The organism is Acinetobacter sp. UBA2063 (assembly GCF_002333245.1).
In the GTDB taxonomy this organism is placed as follows: Bacteria; Pseudomonadota; Gammaproteobacteria; order Pseudomonadales; family Moraxellaceae; genus Acinetobacter; species Acinetobacter parvus.
Genome location: NZ_DDAH01000087.1, coordinates 1 through 3032, shown reverse-complemented (window position 1 = coordinate 3032; position 3032 = coordinate 1). Strand labels below are relative to the sequence as shown.

General features: G+C 40.0%; 2 protein-coding genes and 1 pseudogene. All 3 read left to right on the top strand.

The features are described from left to right. Positions 1-382: pseudogene (locus tag B4H32_RS03735) on the top strand (putative solute-binding protein); the annotation flags it as partial. Positions 383-599: 217 nt separating this feature from the next. After that, a complete protein-coding gene (locus B4H32_RS03730; RefSeq protein ID WP_010589445.1) occupies positions 600-1601 on the top strand; it encodes a putative solute-binding protein in 1002 nt (333 codons plus the stop codon). Positions 1602-1808: 207 nt separating this feature from the next. Beyond that, complete coding sequence (locus tag B4H32_RS03725) at positions 1809-2816, top strand: putative solute-binding protein (RefSeq protein ID WP_004683902.1); 1008 nt, start codon at positions 1809-1811, stop codon at positions 2814-2816. The last annotated feature ends 216 nt before the right edge of the window (positions 2817-3032 follow it).

The following is a 3032-nucleotide window of genomic DNA, read 5'->3' as shown; positions in this document are numbered from 1 at the left end:
CCTATAAAGCTCTGGAGATTGAGAAAGGACTGCGAACAACAGGGCAATGTTTGACAACGTTCCTGTTGTGAATATTACGATTGAGTTGATTATTCGCCCAAACTCTTTTCCCGCAGGTTTCTCTCTGAATTCACGGGAATGGCTTATACAACAAATTTCAACAAGTTTTGCCATGATTAAACGGCTTGAGGATGCCATTCCAACAAAATATAAATATTCGATTTCTAAGGAAGAGGTTGAGAATTATGAAAAACTTTTTAGGGAGCAACGAATCCGTTTTACCAAAGATGGTATTTATGACCCAGTGATGATGGGTGTTTTGAAACGGGCACGTTGTTCAGTGGAAAGAACCCGTTTTGAATGTTCATTGGGAGGTGAATAAAAATCTGAATCCAGATTGAATTGTGTGGTGATTTGAACAAATCATTTGATAGGGAAAATAGATATTTTATCAATGAGTAAAATATGATGAGTGCTATTAAAAATCAGTAAAACCCGATGTATGTAAATAAAAGGACTAGGCTTTTAGTCAAGATCTGACTATATTCGTCTCTCGCTAGTGGAAAAATATGCAAAAACAGCAAATAAGGGAAAACAAAATGAAAAAAGGACTTTTGGCATTGAGTGCTGCGACTCTATTTGTCATGACTACTCCTGTACAGGCAAAACAAGAAATTTGCGTATTCGATTTGTTGGGTAGGGCTGGAGAGTCTTACAAACTGATCGAGGAATGGAAGCTGGCCGCCAAAAACTGGCAGGGTGATATAGAGCTGATTCCTTATCAGGATGAGAAAAAAGCAGAACAGGATTTCGATGCAGGGAAGTGTGACGGTGTCTATATGACCTCCATGCGTGCCCGTAAATACAACAAGTTTGCGGGTTCAATTGATGCTGTGGGCGCGGTTACCAGTAATGCCATTGCCCAAAAAGCCATTAGCTTTGTGTTGGATAATCGCAACAAGCACCGTCTAACCGCGTCAGTTGGGGGTGAGAAACATGAGGTTGCAGGGATTATTCAAGTCGGACTGGCCTATATCTTTGTTCGGGACAAAAATATTGACACCATTGAAAAGGCCAAAGGCAAAAAATTCGCCTACCTCCACTATGACCAGGCACAAAAGACGATTGTTGAAAGCATTGATCTGATTGCCGTGCCATCCGACATTTCAGACTTTGTGAAGAAGTTTAACAGTGGTCAGGTCGATGTGATTGCCGCACCTGCCTATGCATATAAACCTCTGGAAATTAGCAAGGGTATGGCAAATGGGGCATTATTCAATTTTCCAGCGGTTAACATTACGGGCGACTTAATTATCAAGCCTGGAAAATTCCCTGCAAATTTTGGTACACAGTCACGTCAGTGGTTCATCAACAAATTACCAGGCAACTTCGCAACAGTACATCGTCTAGAGGCTGGCATGGATGCCAGAAGAATCACCCTGTCCAATGAAGACAAGATCCGCTATCAGAAACTACTGCGTGATGGACGCATGAATTTGACCAGACAGGGAGTGTACGATGCCAGCATGATGAGCGTGCTGAAGCGTGCACGCTGTACGGTGGAGCGGACCAATTTTGAGTGTTCACTCAGTGGTGAATAAGACCTGTAAAAATTATCAATTTACAAAAAAATTGTGCGGCTTATAACAAATTTACCCATGAAAATGAGTGAATAAGATCAAGCAGGACAAAAAATAAACAATATTGATATAAAAATAGAGTACGAGCTTTATTCTTTTTCAAGAAACATGATTAATATTTGCTTCCAACAAGGAGACAAACATAAAGTTTGTGAAAGGATGAAAAATATGAAAAAAATTGCATTAGCTATTGCAACAACTTCAATCTTAGGTGTATCTGCCTCAACTCAGGCGGCAGTTAATGTGTGTGTATTCGACTTATTAGGAAAGTCAGGTGAATCATACAAAATGATGCAGGACTGGGCACTGGCTGCAAAAAGCTGGGGTGCTGACGTTAACCTTCAGGCAATTACTGATGAGCAGGTGGCGGACAACAACTTTAAGGCGGGTAAATGTGATGCTGTGGCAATGACAGCAATGCGTGCACGTCCGTACAACAAGTTTGCGGGTTCTATTGACTCTTTAGGCGGTGCGCCAAGTAATGAGATTGCTCAACGTGCGATTACCTATGTACTGGATGCACGTAATGCAGCAAAAATGACCACCAATCTTGGTGGTAATAAATACGAAATTGGTGGTATTGCTCCATTAGGTGCGGCTTATATTTTCGTGCGTGATAAGAGCATTAGCTCAATCGAAAAAGCAGCGGGTAAAAAATTCGCGGTATTGGGTCATGACGACGCGCAAAAAATTATGGTACAACGCGTAGGTGCACAAGCTGTACTTTCTGATATTTCTAACTTTGCTGCTAAATTTAACAACGGACAAGTAGATATGGTAGGCGCTCCTGCTTATGCATATAAGCCATTAGAGTTGAGCAAAGGTTTAGGTGCTAACGGTGCGATGTTCAACTTCCCAGTATTACAAGTAACTGCGGATCTTGTGTTACGCCCAGAAAAATTCCCAGCTGGTTTTGGTCAAAAATCGCGTGATTATTTTGTGAAGCAACTTCCAAAATCTTTCGCAATGATCAAACGTTATGAAGCTGAAATCCCAGCAAAATACAAAATGAACTTAACTGCTGAAGACAAATTAAAATATCAAAAATTAATGCGTGATGGTCGTATGGACTTAACTAAACGTGGTATTTACGATGCAGGCATGATGTCTGTATTGAAGAAAGCTCGTTGTTCAGTAGACAAGGCGAACTTTGAATGTGCTTTACCTGGTGAATAATCAGTAATTGCTAAAGTAAACACTTAAAGCCTAGATTTATCTAGGCTTTTTGTTTTTTTAAGCATTGTCATTTAAGTCATTGTCTTTAACTGCTAAGATTATGATTATACAGAGACATAAGAAATCAAATGGAATAGAGAAGATTTAAGAATATATTAAAGCCATCAAAAGCAATGATGGCTATTTTCAAATCTATTAGGACTTACGCACTGTTAT

What these genes read in the sequence shown, in the direction of transcription:
- B4H32_RS03730 (WP_010589445.1), top strand. Translation starts at nt 600, where the DNA reads ATGAAAAAAGGACTTTTGGCATTGAGTGCTGCGACTCTATTTGTCATG.
- B4H32_RS03725 (WP_004683902.1), top strand. Translation starts at nt 1,809, where the DNA reads ATGAAAAAAATTGCATTAGCTATTGCAACAACTTCAATCTTAGGTGTA.